General features: G+C 45.0%; 17 protein-coding genes. 4 read left to right on the forward strand and 13 right to left on the reverse strand.

Annotated elements, in window-relative coordinates:
* The first annotated feature begins 152 nt into the window (after positions 1-152).
* Entirely contained in the window at positions 153-1,151 is a 999-nt protein-coding gene (locus G3570_RS03555; RefSeq protein WP_165139222.1) for an acetamidase/formamidase family protein, read from the forward strand.
* Between the two features lie 227 nt (positions 1,152-1,378).
* Here the strand turns inward: G3570_RS03555 and hisIE are convergent, their stop codons facing one another.
* Complete coding sequence (gene hisIE, locus G3570_RS03560; protein ID WP_165139224.1) at positions 1,379-2,020, reverse strand: bifunctional phosphoribosyl-AMP cyclohydrolase/phosphoribosyl-ATP diphosphatase HisIE; 642 nt, start codon at positions 2,018-2,020, stop codon at positions 1,379-1,381.
* Between the two features lie 24 nt (positions 2,021-2,044).
* Entirely contained in the window at positions 2,045-2,812 is a 768-nt protein-coding gene (gene hisF, locus G3570_RS03565) for an imidazole glycerol phosphate synthase subunit HisF (protein ID WP_165139226.1), read from the reverse strand.
* A gap of 447 nt (positions 2,813-3,259) precedes the next feature.
* Here hisF and G3570_RS03570 point away from each other — a divergent pair, with 447 nt between their 5' ends.
* The 3 genes from G3570_RS03570 to G3570_RS03580 all read left to right on the forward strand — a co-directional run bounded on the left by G3570_RS03570 (position 3,260) and on the right by G3570_RS03580 (position 5,383).
* A complete protein-coding gene (locus tag G3570_RS03570) occupies positions 3,260-3,775 on the forward strand; it encodes a hypothetical protein (RefSeq protein WP_165139228.1) in 516 nt (171 codons plus the stop codon).
* 151 nt (positions 3,776-3,926) lie between these two features.
* Complete coding sequence (locus G3570_RS03575) at positions 3,927-4,772, forward strand: hypothetical protein (RefSeq protein ID WP_165139230.1); 846 nt, start codon at positions 3,927-3,929, stop codon at positions 4,770-4,772.
* Positions 4,773-4,888: 116 nt separating this feature from the next.
* Positions 4,889-5,383, forward strand: a complete 495-nt coding sequence (locus G3570_RS03580) for a cupin domain-containing protein (protein ID WP_249066629.1) — start codon at positions 4,889-4,891, stop codon at positions 5,381-5,383.
* Positions 5,384-5,430: 47 nt separating this feature from the next.
* Here the strand turns inward: G3570_RS03580 and hisA are convergent, their stop codons facing one another.
* From hisA to hisD, 11 genes are all read right to left on the reverse strand, one after another.
* Positions 5,431-6,153 (reverse strand): 1-(5-phosphoribosyl)-5-[(5-phosphoribosylamino)methylideneamino]imidazole-4-carboxamide isomerase, encoded by a 723-nt coding sequence (gene hisA, locus G3570_RS03585; protein WP_165139234.1) that lies wholly within the window; start codon positions 6,151-6,153, stop codon positions 5,431-5,433.
* A 148-nt stretch (positions 6,154-6,301) separates the two neighbouring features.
* Positions 6,302-7,489 carry a hypothetical protein gene (locus G3570_RS03590; protein ID WP_165139236.1) on the reverse strand — a complete coding sequence of 396 codons (1,188 nt, stop codon included), beginning with the start codon at positions 7,487-7,489 and terminating at the stop codon, positions 6,302-6,304.
* A gap of 53 nt (positions 7,490-7,542) precedes the next feature.
* Entirely contained in the window at positions 7,543-8,229 is a 687-nt protein-coding gene (locus G3570_RS03595) for an ABC transporter ATP-binding protein (RefSeq protein WP_165139238.1), read from the reverse strand.
* Positions 8,230-8,238: 9 nt separating this feature from the next.
* Entirely contained in the window at positions 8,239-9,462 is a 1,224-nt protein-coding gene (locus G3570_RS03600; RefSeq protein ID WP_165139240.1) for an ABC transporter permease, read from the reverse strand.
* The gene (locus G3570_RS03605; RefSeq protein ID WP_165139242.1) at positions 9,462-10,685 is read right to left on the reverse strand and encodes an ABC transporter permease; all 1,224 of its coding nucleotides are present in this window, start codon (positions 10,683-10,685) and stop codon (positions 9,462-9,464) included. Before G3570_RS03605 ends, G3570_RS03600 begins: the two co-directional genes overlap by 1 nt.
* Positions 10,686-10,731: 46 nt before the next feature.
* Positions 10,732-11,490: an outer membrane lipoprotein-sorting protein gene (locus G3570_RS03610; RefSeq protein ID WP_165139244.1), complete on the reverse strand. Its 759-nt coding sequence runs from the start codon at positions 11,488-11,490 to the stop codon at positions 10,732-10,734.
* Positions 11,474-12,055, reverse strand: coding sequence for a TetR/AcrR family transcriptional regulator (locus tag G3570_RS03615; RefSeq protein ID WP_165139246.1), 582 nt, complete (start codon positions 12,053-12,055; stop codon positions 11,474-11,476). The genes G3570_RS03610 and G3570_RS03615 overlap by 17 nt, the downstream gene beginning before the upstream one ends.
* A gap of 120 nt (positions 12,056-12,175) precedes the next feature.
* Positions 12,176-12,799 carry an imidazole glycerol phosphate synthase subunit HisH gene (hisH, locus tag G3570_RS03620; RefSeq protein WP_165139248.1) on the reverse strand — a complete coding sequence of 208 codons (624 nt, stop codon included), beginning with the start codon at positions 12,797-12,799 and terminating at the stop codon, positions 12,176-12,178.
* A 1-nt stretch (position 12,800) separates the two neighbouring features.
* Complete coding sequence (gene hisB, locus G3570_RS03625) at positions 12,801-13,688, reverse strand: imidazoleglycerol-phosphate dehydratase HisB (RefSeq protein ID WP_165139250.1); 888 nt, start codon at positions 13,686-13,688, stop codon at positions 12,801-12,803.
* A complete protein-coding gene (gene hisC / locus G3570_RS03630; RefSeq protein WP_165139252.1) occupies positions 13,688-14,743 on the reverse strand; it encodes a histidinol-phosphate transaminase in 1,056 nt (351 codons plus the stop codon). The genes hisB and hisC overlap by 1 nt, the downstream gene beginning before the upstream one ends.
* 156 nt (positions 14,744-14,899) lie before the next feature.
* Positions 14,900-16,180, reverse strand: coding sequence for a histidinol dehydrogenase (gene hisD, locus G3570_RS03635; RefSeq protein ID WP_165139254.1), 1,281 nt, complete (start codon positions 16,178-16,180; stop codon positions 14,900-14,902).
* Positions 16,181-16,227 lie beyond the last annotated feature (47 nt).

A 16,227-nucleotide genomic window follows, 5' to 3' on the forward strand; every position in this document is an offset into this window, starting at 1 on the left:
TTAATACGGCCGTATTACAAGGTTTTTCCGCAATTGTAATGTTGGGAACATTAATTCAAAATAAGTTCAGTGTCAGCATTTTTCACATATATTTCCAAGCGTGGATGATTGTAATAGTGTTGGTTTGATCTAAACAATAAATAGGAGTGAATATGAAAAAGCTTATCTATGTATTTGGTTTTCTTTTGATAACCGGATGCTCTGTCAATGAGCAAGCAAACAATGAACGACAAAGTGTTCCGGAAGCTGATTATACACTAACCAAAGACCAGACACATAACCGTTGGAGTAGCGCCATTGAACCGGTACTCACCGTACCCTCAGGTTCAGTCATACAGGTCGCTACCGAAGAAGCCTCAGACGGACAACTAAATATTAATTCCACCCTTGAAGATCTCAAAAATGTGAGTTTTGACCCCATCCATCCTCTTACCGGTCCGGTATATGTAGAAGATGCGCAGCCGGGGGATGTTCTGAAGGTCACGCTGCATAAGGTGGGAATGGGTGAGTGGGGATGGACCGCCATTGTTCCCGGTTTCGGCTTCCTTGCCGATGAGTTCGATGAGCCCTATCTGAAAACTTATGAACTGGGCAAAGATAAGAAGTCAGTTCAATTTTTAGAGGGTATCAACATACCTCTCAAGCCCTTCCCCGGGGTAATGGGCGTAGCGCCGGCTACCGACTCCATGCTCTCAACGATTCCACCCAGGGCAAATGGCGGCAATATGGATGATCCCGATATGACCGAAGGAACAGTCATATATTTTCCGGTATTCGTGGAAGGAGCCCTCTTTTCAATTGGGGATGCACATGCCGCCCAGGGAGCCGGAGAGGTTTGCGGCACTGCTATCGAGGCACCGATGAATATTGTTTATGAAGTTGAAGTCATTAAAGGGGGCAGGACGATTCAGGAACCGCAATATGAAACAGAAGAGTCTTTTGCCGTAACAGGCTTCGGAACTACAATTGATGAGGCAGCCCGTAAGGCCACACGCTATATGATTGATTACCTGGTTGAAGAGCATGGGATGGAACGGCAGGATGCCTACGCCCTTTGTTCTCTGGCCGGAGATCTCAAAATAGCCGAAGTGGTAGATGTACCTCACATGCTGGTCTCCATGCACATGCCGAAAGAAGTGCTGAGGGAATGAGTTATTGAGGGACTGATTTATTGATTTATTGAGGGTGGTATTAGTTGTTCTATTAGTAGCCCTAATCCCTAATCAGGACTTATTTTTCTGCAGCAGAGCGGTGGAAACAGGTAAGATATGAACAGAGCCAGGTTTCCAAATCTATTAACCGACTCCAACTCACCCACTCAACAACTCAGTAAATCAGTCCCTCAATCCCTCTCTAAATCAGTCCCTCAATAACTGCCTCACTCACCAAGGTGTTTGTGGTTTCCTTTCTTGTGGCGTTTTTTGAGCTTTTTAACCACTTTCTTAATTGAGACTTCCTTTTCGGCCATCAGCACCATCAGGTGGAATAATAGGTCAGCGACTTCTCCTACAAGTTTTTTCTTTTTATTGTTTTTGGATTCGATGACGGTTTCTACGGCTTCTTCACCTACTTTTTGGGCTATCTTATCAATGCCTTTATTGAAAAGGTAGGTGGTATAGGAACCGTCGGGCATCTCTTCCTTGCGGTCGTAAATTAGCTCTTCCAGATCCAGCAGGAAGTCCAGTTTATGCTTCTTGGGTTTAAACTTTTTTTCATGGAAGCAGGTTTTTTTGCCGGTATGACAGGTTGGTCCGTTAGGTTTGGCGAGCACCAGCAGGGTGTCGTTGTCGCAATCGGCCTGCATGTCAATCAACTCAAGTGTATTGCCTGAGGTTTCCCCCTTGGTCCATAGACGTCCCTTGCTTCTACTGAAAAAGGTTACAAGTTCATCTTCCAGGGTCTGCTTTACAGCATCCTCATTCATATACCCCAGCATGAGCACTCGGTAGGTTTTAGCATCCTGTACAATCGCAGGTATTAGACCTTCGCCTTTTTCAAAATCTAATTTTTCTATATCCATGTGTTTGATAAAATAAGTTCTGATTCAGTTATGATTTTGGAAACGAACCGGAATCGAATGATCCTTAAAACTTTTTTTGAGCTTCTTAATCTCAACTTCCTGGAAGTGAAATATACTTGCTGCTAGAACGGCATCGGCACCTCCTTCTTTCACGGCCTCAATACAGTGCTCAATATTGCCTGCTCCGCCGCTTGCGATAACCGGAATATGTACACGGTCGTTTACTTTTTTGAGCAGTTCGATATCAAATCCCTCTTTGGTACCATCCCGATCCATACTGGTGAGCAGGATCTCCCCGGCACCTCGCTGCTCGACTTCCGAAATCCATTCCAGTGCGTCTTTCCCGGTATCTTCGGTGCCTCCTTTTATAAAGACCGACCAGCTATCGCCGAACCTTTTGGCATCAACGGCAGCCACAATACACTGTGAACCGAAAGCTTCGGAGGCTCGATTGATAAGTTCAGGGTCATTAACAATGGCACTGTTGAGCGAGACTTTATCAGCACCGGCGTGCAGCAGATCCTCAATTTCATCTACTTTTTTTATGCCCCCGCCGACAGTAAAAGGAATATTGATTTCACGAGCTATGCGCTTGACCAGATCTACCAGGGTTTTGCGTTTCTCCTTTGTAGCTGTAATGTCAAGGAAAACCAGCTCGTCGGCGCCTTCATCGGAGTAACGCGTAGCCAGTTCAACCGGGTCACCGGCATCCCTGAGATCCTCAAAGTTAACTCCCTTGACTGTTCTCCCGTCTTTAATGTCGAGGCAAGGAATGATTCGTTTTGCTAGCATTCAGTTAGATATTTAAATGGGAAGTAGAAAACCCAATTACTTTCAAAATTTATGAGTACTAAAATAAGAATTGTATTCCATCAATTTAAAAGAGATATAAATTACCGGCAGGTATTTATGATGCTCCTGTTTAACCTTAATTTTAGTTGTTCTCGTTAAGCAAAAAGCCACTGAGGTGTTTGCTATGAAAAATACCAAACCTCTTGAATGTCCAATATGCGGAGCTACAGCTACAGAATCCTGTCACAGAGAACCACCGAAAGAAGACTGTATCAGGGAAGATAATTAGTTAAAACTTACACAAAATTCCTCATGCCGGGCCGCGGGTAATTACCTGCGGCCCTTTTTATGGATGACTTCTAACATCCAATGTCTTATATATACAGAGAAACATTGGGTTTTTTTTATAATTCCGGTACTTATACCACTGATTAAGAAAATATTGATATGGCGAATCAAAAGGTTTTAAAAAAGACAGGACGCGCAGGTTCCAGTTTACTGCTTTGGATTATGGAAATGGGATTTAAAATTCTGGCCCCCATAGCAGCTGCCATAAGTCTGGGTGATCAGGGAGGCTTTTTGTCTAAGATTGGGTCCGGATTGGGTTCGCTTCCTGAAAAGATTAGGGAGCTGCTGAGAACATTGAATAACACGGATTATGTAACCGGTATTATTAATGATTATAACTCGCTTACTGCATCCGCTTTCAATGAGAAGTACGGCGGGGATGCCATTAATAATGTTATGCAGTATTTAAATGAAGGAGTAACCTACCTCCAAAATGTATATCAGAACATAACAGCAGAACCGGTTAGTACGGTTCTTGCAGCTCTTTTGGTTTTTATGCTGCTCTACCTTTTTAGTCGCTTGATGCGTTTTATTCGTCAAAGAGGACAGGGATCAGTCATTGATAAAATGGAGCGTAGGGCAGGCGAAAAAATCTTTTCTTCTTCTAACATGTAATCTTAAAACTATCCTTTAACATATTTTAAGTATTAAAAATATGTAACATTTGCCTTCCCAATAGGTCTTAGTTAATACCAACTGAATTCATCAGAAGTATCATAGCATCATTTACAGACTGAATATTCACCTATAATTAACGCAATTTATTATGACGGTCATTAACTGGGAACGAATCGGAAAAGTAGCCGGCAAAGGGTTTTTGTTTTTTTTAGAGTACTGTATTAAGATTTCGGCATTTGTGGTAACCGGGGTAGTATTAGTAACCAATGGTAGTTTCGGAGCAAAACTGGGTTCAGGTTTCAGTTCTATCTCCCCGACACTGCGCGGATTATTTGAGAAGGCCGGGGAACTCTCCGGCATTGCTGCTATGATCCATGATTATAATGTGATGAGTATTAATGCATTCAAAGCCAAACACGGGGTGGATGCCGTCAACAGTGTGTTTGCTTATCTGGATGGAGGCATTGTTTATATTCAAACTGTAATGAGCAACCTTTCCAGCCAGCCTATTTCCACCTTTTTTGCTGCTTTACTTTCTTTCGGATTATTATTTTCCATAAGCCTGGTACTTCGGTTTGCACGACAGAAAGGGCAGGGGTCGTATTTTAACAGGCTGGAACGACGCTTAAGCGAACGAATCTACTCTAGCTCCAGAAAAATGACCACTCCTGCCTCTGAGGCAAAGACAAATAGTTCAAGCATTAGCAGTACAGGCAGTACAAAGACGAAATCAAAAACTGCTTCCAGATCTCGATTCGGATCAAAATTCTCTTCAGGTTCCAGTGCCGGTTCGACCTCCGGTGTTAAAACCGGTTCCGGACTCAGTAGTCAATTGAATGGCAATGGGAACGGCAGTTCTGTCGCAGCTTCCAACCAAAGTAAAAGCCCAAACAGAAGAAAGCCGCAACCTCAAAAGTCTCATTCTTTTCAAAAGGCTCAAAAGACTAATAAACACCTTGAGAATTATATAAAGAGTGTTCAAAACGGAGGATAGAATCTGTCAGTCACGCTTACTATTAGTTTGAATTCTATATTTAAACTGTTCCGCGAATATTCGTAGATTCAGCACTTCAGATATACAAACTAAATTAGATATTCGCGAGAAGCGTGATGCAGTCAAAAGAAGAGATATTCAATAGGGTAGAAGAGCAGATCAAACAAAATGGATTCTCCATCATTGATCAGGATCATGACCGACCATGGGGAGGTTTTTTTGTAATTGATGAAAGTGAGGCTCCGGAATTTACCAAAACATATTTCAATGATATTTCCGCTGATGAGCTGAAGATTTCAGGTAAATTAAGTCCCAAGATCCTGGTAGTACAGCCAGGGAAGCGACTCTCCTGGCAATATCATCATCGCCGGGCTGAAATATGGGAGGTGCTTTCGGGTCCCGTCGGGGTTATCAAAAGCGATACGGACGAAGAAGGTCCGCTGAAAACCTATGAAGAGGGCGACTCGATCAGGTTGAAACAGGGTGAACGGCACAGGCTGGTTGGTCTGAATGACTGGGGCGTCTTGGCCGAGATCTGGCAGCACACCGATGCGGATCATCCCTCAGATGAGGAGGACATTGTTCGTGTTCAGGACGACTTCGGCCGTTAGTATCTCAAGTCCCATGCAATCTGATGGGTCATAACTGTCGATTTTTATTACGCAGGAGAATGAATGTCAGCCATCTGCTGCAAGGACAAGCGGTCTTCGTAATAGGCCCGTCCGACGACTACTCCATAAAGATTCAAAGCATTCAACTCTTTTAGATCATTGGCGTTGCTTACACCTCCCGACGCGATGAAGTCTAAGTCTGGGAATTGCGCCTGCAGGTTCTGATACAGTTTAAGATTCGGACCTGAGAGCATGCCGTCTCTGGCAATATCAGTGCTGAGCACGGTCTTAAGTCCGTGCTCTATCATCGGTTTAAGGAAACTGTCGATTGACTGGTCGGATGTTTCCATCCAGCCGCCATAGGCTACTTGTCCTTCTTTGAGATCCATTCCCAAAACGGCGCGCTCACCATAGGTTTCAATCAACCTGTACCAATCTTTACTATTCTTTACCGCCATAGAACTGCAAATAACACGCTCAATGCCCTGATCCAACAATTTTTTACCGTCTTCATAAGTACGAATGCCACCGCCTGTCTGAATGCGCAGCCCGGTTTCTGACATAATCTGTTTTATGACCTCCTGGTTTACAAAGGAACCTTCTTTCGCTCCATTCAGATCAACCACATGAATATAACTGAAACCGGCCTCTTTAAAGGTGCGGGCTTCTGCTACCGGATCTTCGTTGTAAACAGTAACTTTGTTATAATCTCCTTTTTGGAGGCGAACGACTTTGCCATCAAGGAGGTCAATCGCAGGAATTACGAGCATGATTGGATATTCAGGATTAATAAGAAACAGTGCTGAAAGTAAGGATTTCAGGTAACAGTAGATAGTGATCAATGTGTCTGGTAATCAAATTCTCAGTGTCCCTCTGAGCTTCTCTGTGCCACTCTGTGGTACAACCTGATTCTAACTGTTAATACGAATACTTCAATCTGAAAAAGAAAAGATTGGGCGTGTCAACGGCTTCACGGAATACTGAGCCTTTCAAAAGCTGGGATAACAGTAGAAAGTCCAGGTTCTCCGTCAACGACACGTTGATTTGGGGAATGATAATGAAGATCGTCCGGTCGAAACTCCCGAGCAGGCTCATATTCCCGCTCACCAGGGGATGTATCTGGTAGGATCCGTTCAGCAGGTAACCCGAGGTAGCAATAAACAGGTTGTCCGCGGAGGGAGGTCGTACCAGCCGGTCTAAAGGATTCAGGCTTCGGTTATAGCCTCCGTTGTACAGAAGTTCTGTCTGAAGATAAATTCCGTTATTCAACATATAGTCAAATCCCGCAGTTGCCGTGATATGTCCTCGCTCTTCAAAAAAGTTGTCTTCCGGGTGGAAGTAGGTAAACTCTCCCTTGAAGCCGGCATCCTCCAGGTATCCGGCCCAACCTGTACCGAGAGCAATGTAATCCAGATAATGTCCACCGATGAATTGTACATCATAGCTTCCCAAACTGGTTCTAACGATTCCTCCAACCACACTCTCGTCCCAGCTATTACCGACACGAATACCCGCTTCAACTGACGAGGCATAGCTCCAGTTATACTGGGCAAGCAGTGCATCTACTCCGGGTCGCTCTTCATAGTCAAAATCCAGGAAAGCGTAATTGTTGAACAGGTCATTGGGATTCCACACAAACGTTCTTCCCCAGTTTACACGCTGCCTTCCGGCATGTACCTCCCAGGGGCCGTTTATGTAGCTGGCGTGAAACCGGTCAATATTTGACTGCAGGATAGAGTATTCGGTGTCGAACCAGACCCAGGTCAGATCCAGATAGTTGGGGTCGCGCTCGTAAAATTCCTCGACACCAGGTGTGTTTTTAATAGAATATCCCGATATCAGTCGATTGCGGATATCAGCCCGAAACTCAATATGTTCGGTCAGTTTCCAGTCGCTTTCCAGCCGGTGATGCAGGATGTTATCATAGCGAATTTCTGTGAAATCATTGCCTGCCGCAATCTGTCCCAGTTCTTTGACGTAACCGCCCAGATCAATATTAAAGTTACCGTTATCCTGGGCGTGAAGAGGAGAGCTAATAATGAGTATACCGGCCGCTACCAGAAATAGAAATCGCAGGTTGTTACACAGAGGTTCACGGGGGGTCACTCTGTGACACTCTGGGTTCACTCTGTGCAACTCTGTGTAATAACTTCTCATTATCACTCTCGAGTTTCGTCTTTATCAATCTTGCCGTCCACCAGGGTGACCACCCTGCGCGCTCGGTCTATAACGCGCTGGTCATGTGTGGAAAAGACAAAAGTCATCTCTTCTTTCTCATTGAGTTCCGCCATCATATCCAGAAGATCGGTGCTGGAAACTGAATCGAGGTTGGCCGTAGGCTCATCCGCCAATACAAAATCGGGAGTGGAAGAGAGTGCACGAGCCACGGCAACACGCTGCTGCTGTCCCCCGGATAACTCCGATGGGCGCTTATTGATTTTATCCCCCAGTCCTACTTCTTCAAGCAGAGCCTTGCTTTTATCGTGGCACACTTTCGATGGACGTCCCTGCATCTGCATGATAAATGCCACATTCTCAATAGCTGTCAATACCGGAATCAGGTTATAGGCCTGGAATACGAACCCGATGTGTTGAAGCCGAAATTTTATCAGCTCGCTGTCGGAGAGTGTGCTCAGGTCGGTGCCTTTCACAATGGCAGTTCCTTCAGTCGGCTCATCAAGGCCTCCGATGATATTAAGCAGAGTCGTTTTTCCTGATCCCGAGGGTCCCACAATAGCGGTAAATTCTCCTTTCTCAATTTTCAAATCCACACCATTGAGTGCATGGACAGGCACTTTGTCAGGATTGTATGTTTTTTTGAGACCTTTGGTTTCTATGACAGCCATAATCAGCGTTTAAATTTTTCGTATTGCTTCCACAGGTTTCAGTTTCAATGTTTTCCAGGCAGGATATAGTGCTGACAGGAGTGCCGCTCCGGCTATTAGCAGGGTAATATTCAGGTAATAGGTACTGCTCAGCTCGGGATATATCACTGTATCGAGTCCATATGCATTCAGCCCTTGAGAGAAGGCACTGAGATCAATTCCATAATTGCCAAAAGCCATGACTGTTAACCAGCTTAAGAATAGTCCGACCGGGGTTCCTGCCATGGTCAGGAAAAAGGTTTCGCATAAAATCATGGTGAAAAGCCTGGCTTTGTTCATTCCAACTGCCATCAGCATGCCGAGTTCTTTGGTGCGCTCCAAGACCGCCATCAGCATGGTATTGACAATACTGAAGACCAGAGCCATGATGATAATGATCATAACTATGTAAAGGGAGATATCCATTGAGTTGAATACATACTCCAGCTCGGGTGCCACTTCACCCCATCCGGCAATCTTGAGGTCGGGATGGTTCTCCTGTAAGGTATTGGCCCTGAGACTTGCTTTACTGAAATCGTCTATTTTGAGAGTAATTTTATGAATCAACTGCGGCTCTCCCAGCAGCCTGTTAAGGTCTTTCCTGAGTACATAAACATTGCCTTTATCGTAATTCTCGTTGAAGGAGTCGAAGATGCCGGCAATGCGAAAGGCACCGGCAGTAATATTACCTTCCACGTCTTGAAAACTGACCACCATTTTCGATCGCAGTTCAAGTTCCAGACGATTAGCCAGAGCCCGGCCGATGACAATGGGATTCCTGCTGATATTTCCCAGAAGCTCTCCTTCCACTAAGTGGCTGGTAATGGGATGGACCGAAACACCGGCAGTATCAATACCGTGAATGGTAACACCGTAACTATTGGCAGCACTTTGGGCTAGACCGGTAGCCAGGCTTTCGTATTGAATCCCCGTGATGTAATCTTCATTTTCGAGTCTGCCGAGAAGAGTTTCAGCATTATCTATTTCATAACGCGGGTTGAATTGATCCTGAAATTCCGGATTGGTGATTTGAACATGGCCAATCATCAGGTCCAGCTGGTTTTGCAGGTAACTCTGGGTAATACTGTTGAAAAAAGCAGAAATGAAGACTCCGGCCCAGATACCGAGCAGTACAGCAATGATGACCACAGCACTTCTGGTGGGATTTCTCCAGATGTTCTTCCAGCCAAGCGATATGATTCTCCAGATCATCATCAGGATTTCATTGCTTTTACGGGATTCAGCCTAGACGCTTTGATTATTGGATAAATGCTAAAAATGAGGGTAATGATAAAAACCGTGATTGCCTGATTCGTGAATATTTCCGGTGAAACGGAAAACTGAAGCATAGGAGACATGTTATATTGTTCTGCCGCCGAAGCCATGGCACCGGAAAGATCAATGGGATTTACATTGAAATACCATGCTACAGGTATGCTCAGCAGTATACCCAGAAAGGTACCCATAAGACTTAGAATGATGACCTCCAGGGAGAGTATTTTTGCAATCGTTTTCCTTGGTGTACCTACAGAGAGCATCACTCCGAACTCATAATACCGTTCGGCAATCATCATAAGTACGGTTCCCAGTACCCCAAAACCTACAATCATGTACAATATCAGGATGATGATGATCCCACTGCCGCGGTCAACTTGAATGGCTTGTTTCAGTTCCGGCATGAGCTCAGGCCATCCTAATACTTCGTAATGTTCACCTGATAAATCCTGCTTGAGTGCTTCGACGGTAGGTTCAAGTTCATCCGGACTGCTGATATTCAGAGCCAGAGAGGTCAAACGGTTATCGGCTGAGAATAAATACTGAGCAGTTTCGAGGGGCAGGTAGACCAGGCTCTTGTTCATTTCCGGATTCGGGAAAGAGACAGTTCCTTTGATATGGTAGAGTCCCGTAGCATTCATGCCATGATAGCCCTGTCCGATTACTACCAGGCTGTCACCGATACGAGCGTTTAAACGTTTCAATAGATCTTTACCAACAATGGCAGCCTGTTCGTTGTTAGAATCAAAATAATTACCTGTCTCCAGATTTTTGACAGGATTGCTGAGCTGTTTTTCGGCATCAATGTCTATGCCCATGATCATCACAGGTCGGCTCTGTTCGGAAGTCGCTGCCAGAGCATAGGAATCAATTCGAGGTACTACCGAGCTTACAGCGGGCTGGCTGATTACAATATTTCGCAGTGTATCGCTCATTGCAAAGCTGTTATCCAGGGTAGGATTATCCTGGTAGCCATTCTGGTGGATCTGTATATAACCGGAAAAAATGCCCACTGTATTCTCGAGCATATTATCGTACTGCCCCTCCTGGGTGGAACGGGTGATGGCTGACAAAAACACCGCTACAACAATAGAGAGCGTGGTAATAATCGTCCTCCGCCTATTCCGCCAAATATTACGCCAAGCCAGTTTGAATATTAACATTTACCAGTAATCAGTGGATATCAGTTAAATCGGTGTCATCCGAGTTCTATTGTACGCGTTTCATATTCCGGATACTAAAATAGTTTTCCGAAATATCGATATTGAAATCAATATCCCGATAGTGCAGCACCGTTTTATGACCCTCCTTATCCAGGGGAATCATCTCCATCATCGTAGGTATGGTACGACCACCGATCTCTTTTATCTCCGATCCCTCCATGACTTTAATCAATTCCATATCTTCGTCATAGAACTCGGTCCGCAACTGCAAATATTCATCCTTGGTAATAAAACTGACCACCTTGCCCCATACTACCGGGGCTTGGGGTTTCGGAATCATCTCAATTTTATACGCCTCGTATCCGCTGAGTGTGCTATCCCCGACTAGGGTGTGGTTATAGTCGGTCACTATAGATGACTCTTCCACCAGGTCATTATTAGAAAAATCGGACCCCATCCAGGACTGACTCATCATGGATGGCGGCATCTTAATGGTTCGATTGATATCCGGCAGCCAGTTCCATATTTCATTGCCTCTTTTCAGATAGGCCGTGCCCTCGTCCCGCGCAGGAGCGGTTACCAGGATCAGGCTGTAGTCCATCCCAAGTGACCAGGCTTTCATGGAGATACTTCTTTCCCATGTCGGACGAATAATTTCCATTGTAAATTCAGCCTGGGAGCTTTCCCCTCTCATTTTCTCATCGGCGCGGCGAACAATTTCTGTGGCATCCTGTGCCTGAACAGTTATTATGCCTGTGAATATCAACAAACAGAGTGCTACTGTTTTTCTATATTTTTGATCCATAGTCATTCATCACTTTTTCTTTCATCTTTGCAAAGGGATAGTCTTTTCCCAGTGTGAGATACCCCAGGGTTATACCATCCAGTTTGGCGGCGAGGTAGTAAGCTTCCAATTTTGGGTTGTCGTAACCCAGGTCTTCAAAAAGGGGAGCTAAAATTCGAATCTGACGCTCGTTATAGGCGTCAATGGAAGACTTCAGTTTTTCTACGGCATCGGGCTGAAGGGCAAGTGAAACCATCAGCCTCACGACTTCGGTGGCATGTTCGATATAGCTGAAAATCATATGCAGCATTTTTCGCAGGCGCTCAGAAGAGGAAAGGTCTTCGGGAAAGTTTAAAGCTTCTTTACCCACCTCGGTGAGATCATTGAAGATTGCATGCAGGATATCATCCTTGCCATCAAAATAGTGGTAAATCAGTCCCTTGGATATGCCGGCTTTTTCAGCTATGGAGCGAACACTGGTTTGGGCAAAGCCTTTGGCCGCAAAAAGTTCAAATGCGGCATTTCTTATTTGCCGTCGTGTCTGCTGCCTGATTTCTTCATTCTTTGTGGGCGATCTTGGACACATGACAGACCATTGACTGAACGTTCAGTCAAAATTTAGATGGAAATAATTTCAAAGTCAACGGATGTTTTAAAATAAATTACCGAAGTACTTTTTAGAGAGGGTAAAGCAGGGCTTAATGGGTTAAAGAGCAGATTTCTTCACTTTGGATGCTCTGCCATGAACATGTTCCAGGAAGTTTTGAAGCAGAAGGGAACCTGTGGTGCCCGATTTCTCAGGGTGAAACTGTACGCCCAGGACATTGTCTTTACCCACAACCGCAGAAAAGTCGTTGATATAGTTGCAGGAGGCCAGTGAATATTCGTTAACCGGGGCATAAAAACTGTGTACGTAATAGAAATACTGGCTATTGCTTATACCATTAAGAAGGGGGCAATCGACAGTATCAGTAAAGGTATTCCAGCCCATATGAGGCACTTTACCTTTGCTTTCGTCAAATTTCTTTAGTTTACCGGGTATGATGCCCAACCCTTTAGTGTCCCCTTCCTCAGAACTCTCAAAAAGTAATTGCATCCCCAGGCAGATGCCCAGAACAGGTTTGTCAGTCTCTTTCAGAAAGCGATCAAGGCCCCGCCTTTTAAGCGACTTCATAGCCGGAACAGCATGCCCTACGCCCGGAAAAATAACGGCATCCGAAAGCTCTAACTCTTGCGGGTCATTGGATATGATGTAAGGTTCATCAAGTCTGTCCAGCGCGTTGGAAACGGATGCAAGGTTTCCGGCGTCGTAGTTAATAATTGCAATCATATTAAAGCAGGTCTTTGGTGCTAGGTAGTATGTTCAAATTGCGTTCGCTTCTGCTGACTGCTGCCCGCAGACAACGTGCAAAAGCTTTAAAACAAGCTTCTATCTTATGGTGGTCATTCGATCCTTCAAAAGACACGTGCAGGGTAGTCTTCATATTGATCGCCAGGGAATAAAAAAAGTGTTCCGTCATTTCAGTCGGGAAATCCCCAACCATATCACGATCGAAATCCCCGTTAAATACCAGATAAGGCCTTCCTGATAAATCCAGAGCGACCTCGCATTTGGTTTCGTCCATGGGCAACACAAATGAATAACGTTGAATTCCAACTTTTTCACCTAAAGCTTTAAGTATGGTTTCTCCCAGGGTGATGGCGATATCTTCAATGGTATGGTGCTCGTCGATTTCCAGGTCACCTTTACAAGTAATTTCCAGGTCAACCAGGCCGTGTCGGGCAATTTGCTCAAGCATATGGTCAAAAAAGCCGAGACCGGTATCAATATTCGACTTGCCGGTTCCGTCGAGATCCACGGTAACGCTGATCTGCGTTTCGGAGGTATTGCGGGTAAGGGTTGCCTTGCGACGTGGAAAGCAGATTAGGTTGCTGAGCTCTATCCAGTTTTCCGCCTCGGCTGCTTTTTGTTCCTTGCCGTAGGCTATCAGTCTCTCATCCTCAAGTTGTACGGTTAGATCGATTTCTTTTGTTGAAAAAGTTCCGCCGGATATTTGTTCGTTGTTCAGTAAAGTCCGCTGTTGCTCCGTCAGCTGAGCACTATCGAAGGTAATACCGTGGCCAAGCTCCTGTAGGTGTTTGAGTCCGTATAAAGCTCCCTCTCTTAACAGTTTGTCATCTGAAGATTTTAGTGCTTCCGTCTCAATACGGATGTTCATTATACCAATTCTTTTAGTGTGTTGATCAATTGTTCATTTTCATCAGGTGTGCCCACGGTAATACGCAGACAGTTTTCACAAAGAGGTTCATCCCCTCTATAGCGGACAATGATCTCTTTATCAGCCAGCTCTTTGTACAACTTAATGGCATTATCAAATTTAACCAGCAAAAAGTTCGCGTCACTGGGATAAATTTTTCTAACACCCGGTACATCCTGGAGCTTCCGGCGTAATTTTTCACGTTCTTCAACCAATTTTTCTATATGAAAAGAGATGGTATCCCGGTGATCGAAAGCTTCCAGTGCATATTTACTGGTGAGTGCATTGACATTATAGGGTGCCTTGACCTTCATCATGAATCGGTTAATTTCTTCTGAGGACAGTGCAATGCCCATGCGAACCCCGGCCATACCGAATGATTTCGACAGAGTTTGCAAAACTACCAAATTGGGATTGTTTTCAATGAGATTGGCACGGCTTTCACGTTCACTGAAATCTATATAAGCCTCATCGATGACCACAATTCCGGGGAATCTGTCAATAAGTACTTCGATACGTTCCTGTTCAAATTCATTGCCGGTGGGATTATTTGGAGAACAGAGAAAGAGCATTTTGGTTTGTTCATCCACTGCCTCAAGTATTTCATCCACTTTTGGCTGAAAAGAAGAGTCCAGATTCACCTTTTTCACCGAAACATCATGGATGCCTGCTGATACTTTGTACATGCCGTAGGTAGGCGGGGTGATGATGACGTTATCGGTTCTCGGCTCGCAGAAAATACGGTAAAGCAAATCGATTGCTTCATCGCTGCCTACGCCCACAAATACATTTTCGGGACTAAGGTTGCGAAGATTCGCGATTCTTTTCCTGAGTTCAAGCTGGTAGGGTGAGGGGTAGCGATGCAATCCTTCGGCTTTCTGATATGGAGCACCCATACTGTTTTCGTTGGCATCAAGCAGTAATCCGCTGTCATAGTCATCACGGGCACTGCGATAGGGTTTCAGTTTCCGAATATTGGGACGAACCAGGCTTTCAATACTGATTTCCGGCTTCATGGATACGTTTTATAGATAAATTTTAAATGTGTTAATAAAATTGTCTCCTTTCTTCCATCCCCCGTAATCACACCCTGAACGGGCGCGGATTTGGCCTTGGCCAAATCCAGGGGATGGCAATTCGACTGATATTCTTATAACAATTTATATTTTAAATCACTCTTCCAGTCGCAGGGACACCGCTCTTCTGTGTCCTTCAAGTTCTTCCAGCTGAGCCAGCCTTTCAACGGAAGATGCAATATTCTTTAATCCTTCTTTCGAAAGATGCTGCATGGTAATGTATTTACAGAACGAATCAACGGAAACACCGCTGTACATTCGGGCATAACCGTAAGTAGGCAATGTGTGATTGGTTCCCGAGGCGTAGTCGCCGGCACTTTCCGGTGACCATTTCCCGAGAAATACGGAACCGGCACTGTAAATTTCATCCACGTGAGATTCAGCGCTTTCACACTGTATAATAAGGTGTTCAGGTGCAAACCTGTTTGAAAAATTAAAAGCTTGTTCCAAGGATTCTACTTCAATGCTAAAGCTATGGTTCAGGGCCTTCTCAGCCATTTTTTTTCGGGGGAGTTGCTCCAGCTGTTTGTCCAGTTCTTGCTTACATTGGTCCCAATCAAAGCCTTTGGTTGCCAGCAAAACAACTTGACTGTCAGAGCCGTGTTCAGCTTGTGACAATAAGTCGGCGGCCACATATACGGGTTCGGCATAATCATCGGCGATGACTAATACCTCGGAAGGGCCGGCCGGCATGTCAATAGCAACCTGGGCTTCACTGTTCTGCAACTGCATCTTGGCAGCTGTCACGTACTGATTGCCCGGGCCAAAAATTTTATTAACTTTGGGAACCGACTCCGTCCCGAAAGCCATGGCCGCAATAGCCTGTGCACCTCCTGACTGTAAAATTACCGAGGCACCTATCTTTTTTGCAATATAGGTCAACTCATCGGCTACCAGGTTGTCTTTGCCGGGAGGAGTGGCAATGACGATTTCCCGGCATCCCGCGAGTGCCGCGGGGATTCCAAGCATCATCAGAGTGGAAGGAAGCATTGCTGTACCGCCTGGAACATAGAGTCCCACACGTTCTATAGGGCGTGTTACCCGCATGCATCGAACACCGGGCATAGTCTCTACCTCCATGGCATTAGGGAGCTGTGCCTTGTGGAAGCGATAGATATTTTTAAAAGCAGTGTCAATCGCCTCCTTAATTTCATCATTCAGGACCGGCGCTTCATCTTCCGGGCTTAAAGTCAGCGGTTCGGGAGCCGCTCCATCGAATTTCCGGGTATACCTGCTTACGGCTTTATCTCCTTCGCTGCGAACATCGTCGATGATTGGATTTACGACTTCAAAGATGTCATCGAAATGCATCTTCGGACGCTTGCAAAGCTTAGCGATCTCTTTTTCCGTTAATTCACTGTAAACATATCTTTTCATCGTTTCTCAAATATTAATCCATAATAAATAGATGACAATAACACAGA

The organism is Halalkalibaculum roseum (assembly GCF_011059145.1).
Lineage (GTDB): Bacteria > Bacteroidota > Rhodothermia > Balneolales > Balneolaceae > Halalkalibaculum > Halalkalibaculum roseum.